Annotated in this window: 5 protein-coding genes and 1 pseudogene; all 6 read left to right on the top strand. The window is 67.3% G+C overall.

Annotation, left to right across the window (positions count from 1 at the left end; translation table 11 throughout):
* A pseudogene (locus ACESMY_RS23515) lies at positions 1-147 on the top strand (NADH-quinone oxidoreductase subunit B); the annotation flags it as partial.
* Positions 144-809 carry an NADH-quinone oxidoreductase subunit C gene (locus ACESMY_RS23510; protein ID WP_372787069.1) on the top strand — a complete coding sequence of 222 codons (666 nt, stop codon included), beginning with the start codon at positions 144-146 and terminating at the stop codon, positions 807-809. The pseudogene ACESMY_RS23515 and the gene ACESMY_RS23510, both read left to right, overlap by 4 nt.
* Positions 806-2,044, top strand: a complete 1,239-nt coding sequence (locus ACESMY_RS23505) for an NADH-quinone oxidoreductase subunit D (protein ID WP_372787068.1) — start codon at positions 806-808, stop codon at positions 2,042-2,044. Before ACESMY_RS23510 ends, ACESMY_RS23505 begins: the two co-directional genes overlap by 4 nt.
* Positions 2,041-2,721 carry an NADH-quinone oxidoreductase subunit NuoE gene (gene nuoE / locus ACESMY_RS23500; RefSeq protein ID WP_372787067.1) on the top strand — a complete coding sequence of 227 codons (681 nt, stop codon included), beginning with the start codon at positions 2,041-2,043 and terminating at the stop codon, positions 2,719-2,721. The genes ACESMY_RS23505 and nuoE overlap by 4 nt, the downstream gene beginning before the upstream one ends.
* The gene (locus tag ACESMY_RS23495; protein ID WP_372787066.1) at positions 2,718-2,930 is read left to right on the top strand and encodes a hypothetical protein; all 213 of its coding nucleotides are present in this window, start codon (positions 2,718-2,720) and stop codon (positions 2,928-2,930) included. Before nuoE ends, ACESMY_RS23495 begins: the two co-directional genes overlap by 4 nt.
* 3 nt (positions 2,931-2,933) lie before the next feature.
* Positions 2,934-4,051: NADH-quinone oxidoreductase subunit NuoF (gene nuoF / locus ACESMY_RS23490; RefSeq protein ID WP_372787065.1), on the top strand; the 1,118-nt coding region annotated here is incomplete at its 3' end.

The following is a 4,051-nucleotide window of genomic DNA, read 5'->3' as shown; positions in this document are numbered from 1 at the left end:
TTCAGCTATTCGACCGTGCGCGGCTGCGACCGGATCGTGCCGGTGGACGTCTATGTGCCCGGCTGCCCGCCGACCGCGGAAGCCCTGGTCTACGGCGTCCTGCAGCTGCAGAAGAAGATCCGCCGCACCGGGACCATCATGCGATGAGCTGGCCCCAGCCCCTTCCGGTCCTGGAAGCGCTCGGCCAGGCGATCGTCGCCAACTCGGCTGGCGCGATCTCCAGCTACGAGGTGATGTACGGCGAGGTGAACCTCACCGGCCCGGCGACCCGGATCGTCGAGGCGCTGACCTACCTGCGCGATCACCCGGACTTCAAATTCCACCAGCTGATGGACGTCTGCGGCGCCGACTATCCCGAGCGCGAGCTGCGCTTCGACGTGGTCTACCACCTGCTCTCGATGACCAAGAACCTGCGCTGCCGGATCAAGGTGCAGACCGACGAGGACACCGCCGTTCCGTCCGTCACCTCCGTCTTCCCCTGCGCCGACTGGTACGAGCGCGAGGCCTTCGACATGTACGGCGTCTTCTTCGACGGCCACCCGGACCTGCGCCGCATCCTGACCGACTACGGCTTCCACGGGCATCCGCTGCGCAAGGACTTCCCGATGACCGGCTACGTCGAGGTCCGCTACGACGATGAGCTGAAGCGGGTGGTCTATGAGCCGGTGAAGTCGGTCGAGTGGCGCAACTGGGACTTCCTGTCGCCCTGGGAGGGCGCCGAGCCCGGATATGCGCCGCTGATCCCCGGCGACGAGAAGGCGATCCCGGCCGTCACCGGACCTTCGACGCCGGCGGGGAGCAAGCCATGACCGGCGCCAACGCTCCCGCCAAGGACTCTGATTTCTTCGCCCCCGAAGTTCCGGGCGAGACCAAGATCCGCAAGTTCAACATCAACTTCGGGCCGCAGCACCCCGCCGCGCACGGCGTGCTGCGCATGGTGCTGGAGCTGGACGGCGAGGTGGTCGAGCGCGTCGACCCGCACATCGGCCTCCTGCACCGCGGCACCGAGAAGCTGATGGAGGCCAGGCCCTACGCCCAGACGATCCCCTATTTCGATCGCCTGGACTACGTCTGCCCGATGAACCAGGAGCACGCCTATGTGCTGGCGCTGGAGCGCCTCATGGGCGTCGAGGTGCCGATCCGCGGGTCGCTGATCCGGGTGCTCTATTCCGAGATCGGCCGCATCCTCAACCACATCCTGAACGTCACGACCCAGGCCATGGACGTGGGCGCGCTCACCCCGCCGCTCTGGGGCTTCGAAGAGCGCGAGAAGCTCATGGTGTTCTATGAGCGGGCCTCCGGCGCGCGCATGCACGCCAACTACTTCCGGGTCGGCGGCGTGCGCCAGGACCTGCCGCCGGAACTGGTCCAGGACATCGCCGACTGGTGCACCAAGGTGCCCCGCGTGTTCGACGACATCGAAAAGCTGATCACCGGCAACCGCATCTTCAAGCAGCGCAACGTCGATATCGGCAAGGTGACCAAGGACGAGGCCCTGGCCTGGGGCTTCTCCGGCGTGATGGTGCGCGGCTCCGGCATCGCCTGGGACCTGCGCCGCAGCCAGCCCTACGAGTGCTATTCGGACATGGAGTTCGACGTCCCGCTCGGGATCAACGGCGACTGCTACGACCGCTACCTCTGCCGCATGGAGGAGATGCGCCAGTCGGTGAAGATCATGGCCCAGTGCTGCGAGCGGCTGATGAAGACGCCGGGTCCTTCGATCTCCGAGGACAACAAGGTCGCCCCGCCCAAGCGGGGCGAGATGAAGCGCTCGATGGAGTCGCTGATCCACCACTTCAAGCTGTTCACCGAGGGCTATCGCACCCCGCCCGGCGAGGTCTACGCCGCCGTCGAGGCGCCCAAGGGCGAGTTCGGGGTCTACCTGGTCTCGGACGGGACCAACCGGCCTTACCGCTGCAAGATCCGCGCGCCGAGCTATCCCTTCCTGCAGGCCATGGACTGGATGAGCCGCGGCCACATGCTGGCCGACGTCTCCGCGATCCTCGGCTCGTTGGACATCGTGTTCGGGGAGATCGACCGTTGAGCGTCCGCAGGCTTGCCCAGGTCCAGCCGGCCGGTTTCACCTTCGCGCCCAAGACGCTGAAGGCCGCCAGGGAATGGATGGCCAACTTCCCGGCCGGCCGCCAGCAGTCGGCGGTGATCGCCGTCCTGTGGCTGGTGCAGAAGCAGGAGGGCTGGGTCTCGGAGCCGGCCATCCGCGCCGTGGCCGAGCTGCTCGGCATGCCGGTGATCCGTGTGCTGGAGATCGCCACCTTCTACACGATGTTCATGCTGGAGCCGGTGGGCGAGGTGGCCCTGGTCCAGGTCTGCGGCACCACGCCCTGCCAGACCCGTGGGGCAGAGGCGCTCCTGGCCGTGTGCAAGAGGAAGTTCGGCCCCTCGAACCATCGCTCGCCGGACGGCAAGTTCTACTGGCAGGAGGTCGAGTGCATGGGCGCCTGCGCCAATGCGCCGATGGCCGCCATCAACGACTATTACTACGAGGACCTGACGCCGCAGAGCTTCGAGAAGCTGTTGGACGACTTCGCGGCCGGCAAGAAGCCCAAGCCCGGCTCGTCGATCGGCCGCCAGGGCTCGGCGCCGGAGGGCGGGCCCATCGCGCTGACTGATCCCACGCTCTACGACGGCTCGCTGGCCAGGAAGATCAAGATCCCCAACCTGCCCGAGAAACCGTCCCGGCCCGCGAAGGCACCGGCATGAGCCTGGACATCGCCAAGATGAAGCGCCGGCGCACGGTCATGATGGCCATCTGCGGCGTCGCCGTGCTCAGCGCCTTCGCCGGCTTCGTCTTCTATTTCAAATTCGGGCAGGGCTGGGCGCGGATTGCCGCCATCCTCGCCCTGCTGGTCGGTTTCGGCGCGCAGGCCTGGTTCATCGCCGGCCTGCGCAGCCCGGGTAAGGGAGTTTAAGGCGTGGTTGGCATCCTGGCCGACAAGGACCGCATTTTCCTCAACATCTATGGCCTCCACGACTGGGGCTTGGAGGGGGCGAAGCTGCGCGGCGCGTGGAACGGCACGAAGGACATCGTCGCCCAGACGCCGGAGTGGATCTGCGACCAGATGAAGGCCTCGGGCCTGCGCGGCCGCGGCGGCGCGGGCTTCGCCACGGGCCTGAAATGGACCTTCATGCCCAAGCAGGAGAGCGAGCGGCCGCACTACCTGCTGGTCAACGCCGACGAGTCCGAACCGGGCGCCTGCAAGGACCGCGACATCCTGCGGAACGACCCGCACCTCCTGATCGAGGGCTGCCTGATCGCCTGCAAGGCCATGCGGGCTCATACCGCCTACATCTATATCCGCGGCGAATACGTCCACGAGCGCGAGCGCCTGACCGCCGCCATCCGCCAGGCCTATGACGCCAAGCTGATCGGGCCGGGCAACGTCCACGGCTGGGATTGCGACGTGCGCGTCACCCATGGCGGCGGGGCCTACATCTGCGGCGACGAAACCGCGCTCATGGAGAGCTTCGAGGGCAAGAAGGGCCAGCCGCGCCTGAAGCCGCCGTTCCCGGCGGGCGCGGGCATCTACGGCTGCCCGACCACGGTCAACAACGTTGAGACCATCGCCGTCGTCGGCACGATCCTGCGCCGCGGCGCGGCCTGGTTCGCGGGCTTCGGCACCGAGAAGTCCACCGGCACCAAGCTTTTCGCCGGCTCAGGCCACCTCAACAAGCCCTGCGTCGTCGAGGAAGCCGTCGGCATCCCGATCCGCCAGCTCATCGAAGAGCACATGGGTGGGGTGCGCGGCGGCTGGGGCAACCTGAAGGCGGTGATCCCTGGCGGCATCTCGGTGCGGATGATCCCGGCGGCCGAGTGCGACGAAGCGATCATGACCTACGAGGACCTGCAGGCCCGAGGCTCGGGCCTCGGCACCGGCACCATGATCGTCTTCGACAAGGACGCCGATCTGGTGAAGGCGATCGCGCGCGCCTCATACTTCTACAAGCACGAGAGCTGCGGCCAGTGCACGCCGTGCCGCGAGGGCACCGGCTGGATGTGGCGGGTGATGGAGCGGATGGTCACCGGCGAGGC

The organism is Phenylobacterium sp. (assembly GCF_041691455.1).
Lineage (GTDB): Bacteria > Pseudomonadota > Alphaproteobacteria > Caulobacterales > Caulobacteraceae > Phenylobacterium.
Note: the sequence above shows the minus strand (reverse complement) of the source record. Positions and strands in the feature narration are given on the sequence as shown.

Coding starts and splice junctions, on each gene's coding strand:
- ACESMY_RS23510 (WP_372787069.1), top strand. CDS start 144: ATGAGCTGGCCCCAGCCCCTTCCGGTCCTGGAAGCGCTCGGCCAGGCG.
- ACESMY_RS23505 (WP_372787068.1), top strand. CDS start 806: ATGACCGGCGCCAACGCTCCCGCCAAGGACTCTGATTTCTTCGCCCCC.
- ACESMY_RS23495 (WP_372787066.1), top strand. CDS start 2,718: ATGAGCCTGGACATCGCCAAGATGAAGCGCCGGCGCACGGTCATGATG.